The following is a 1,999-nucleotide window of genomic DNA, read 5'->3' as shown; positions in this document are numbered from 1 at the left end:
ACCACCACCACCGTGAACATGGCCGGTGGCCGCGCTCAGGGTCCGGGGAGGTCAGCGCCTCCCGGCCCGGTCGGGCGGTTCAGTCGGATCAGGCGGTGCTGCGGCCGTGGCGGCCGCGGCGGCGCAGGACGAAGACGGCGGCGCCACCGGCCACGACCAGGCCACCGGCGACGGCGGCGAGGATCGGGGTGGAGTCATTCGCACCGGTCTGGGCCAGGCCACCGGTGCCCGGGGCGGCGCTGGTGGTCGCCGGGGCCGGCTGGCCGGCGCCGTTGCTCGGGGTGGCCGACGGGGCGGCGGTCGGGGTGGCCGACGGCGTGCCGGTCGCGGCCGGGGTGGTCGGGGCCGGGGTCGGGGTCACGCCGACCTTGCAGTCCAGGACGCCCGTGAACTGCTTGGAGTAGCCGTTCGGACCGGCCACGGTGATGTCGTAGCTCGCCTTCTCCTCGACCTTGACGAGCACGCTCTCGGTCTTGCCGGGCTGGACGGCGACCTGCTGCTTGCCCACCGTGACGGTGGCGGCCTCGTCACCGCTGTTGGTGACGGACACCCGCACGCCCCCGGCGGCGCACTCCTCCTTGGCGGAGCTGTCGATCAGCGCGCCCTTGCCCTGCTTCCAGGTGGCCTTGGCGCCGGCCGCGACGTTCACCTTGGTGGAGCTGGCCAGGATCATGGTCTGGCTGTGGCGGCCCTTGCCGTCCACCTTGCTCATGAAGACCCGGCCGCTGAGCACGGTGGCCTCGGCGGTGGCGTTGATGGCGGCCTTGCCGTCCGGGGTGCCGGCCGGCACGTCCAGGAACAGCGGGGTGTCCTTGCCGATCGGGCCGGCCAGGGTGCCGTTGACCGGCTTGTTGTCCTTGTCCAGCAGCTTGACCTTGTCCGCGGCGTCGCCGGTGACGGTCAGCTTGACCCCGTTGGCGCTGGAGTTCAGCAGGAACGGGCCGAGCTTGCTGCCCGACTTCCCGGAGGCCGAGTCCGGGGAGAGGGTCAGCGAGGGCTTCGGCTCGGCCGCGACGCCCTTGTTGGCGTCGCCGACGAGGTAGTCGCGCAGCTTCTTGGCCTTGTCGTTGCGCGGGACCGCGGTCTTGTTGTCCGAGAACTTCCAGATCGCGGCCTGGGTGCCGGCGGCGGCGTCCGCGTCGGTCAGGCCCTCGACGCCGGCGGCCGTGGCCAGGGAGGCCAGGCTCGCCTGCGGGTACGAGTTGTCCAGGATCCAGCGGATCTTGGGGGCGTTCGCGTTGCTGTTGAGGGAGCTCGCCGCCCAGTCCGCCTCGTGGTACTTGGCGTTGCTGTCCAGGTAGACCGGGTTGTCGAAGTCGATGCAGTACGTCCGGAGCTTCTCACCCGCGTCCGTCTTGAGGGTGAACAGGCCGCCGTCGATGGTCCGGCCGTCGACGTCGATCTTCTCGCCGAGCATCTCGTTCTGGACTTCCGCGGTCACGCCCGAGCTCGGGGTGCCGGCCGCGGCCGCCGCACCGGCCGCGAACAGGCCACCGCCCAGCGCCAAGCTGGTCGTGAGCATGACAGTGGTTATCCGGGACAGACTCCGCCCCTGCCTCTGGAACATCTGGGATCCCTCCGGGCCGGACCGCACCGAGTGGGCGGCCCGCCGACTTGCCGTTCCGCGCATGCCCCCTGTGGCACTGCTGCGGGTATGAACCAGACGAATCCTATTGAGCCCCGGAGGCCCCGAAACCCCCATGCGAAATCAGGACGATTCCGTATCTGGATCGTTATCAATCCCCTCAGGTCCCACACAAGCTGACGGTGCGACGGAAACTCGGTGGACGTTTTCGGTTATCCGGCGGATTGCGCGTGCGGGCGCAACAACCTTCTCGATCAACATATTTGTCGACAGGGAAGGTCACCGCCCCATCGACTCAGGGCACCGCCGGGCCGTCCGCGGCTGCGCGGCCTTGGCCTCAACGACCCGTCCGCGGACGAGGCCTTCGACCGCTTCGCCCACCTGGCAGCCAGTATCACGCGCGCCCCCATCGCG

The 1,999-nt window shown here is 70.3% G+C and carries 2 protein-coding genes; one reads left to right on the top strand and one right to left on the bottom strand.

All coding sequences use genetic code 11. The features are described from left to right. Positions 1-88: 88 nt before the first annotated feature. Complete coding sequence (locus ABZW03_RS40250; protein WP_355269762.1) at positions 89-1,522, bottom strand: Cys-Gln thioester bond-forming surface protein; 1,434 nt, start codon at positions 1,520-1,522, stop codon at positions 89-91. A gap of 261 nt (positions 1,523-1,783) precedes the next feature. Here ABZW03_RS40250 and ABZW03_RS40245 point away from each other — a divergent pair. Continuing rightward, positions 1,784-1,999, top strand: a 216-nt coding sequence (locus ABZW03_RS40245; RefSeq protein WP_355269760.1) for a hypothetical protein, incomplete at its 3' end; no start/stop codon positions are given.

The organism is Kitasatospora sp. NPDC004799 (genome assembly GCF_040609095.1).
Lineage (GTDB): Bacteria > Actinomycetota > Actinomycetes > Streptomycetales > Streptomycetaceae > Kitasatospora.
The sequence above is the reverse complement of the archived record's forward strand: the minus strand, read 5'-3'. Positions and strand labels throughout refer to the sequence as shown.

Coding starts and splice junctions, on each gene's coding strand:
- ABZW03_RS40250 (WP_355269762.1), bottom strand. CDS start 1,522: ATGCTCACGACCAGCTTGGCGCTGGGCGGTGGCCTGTTCGCGGCCGGT.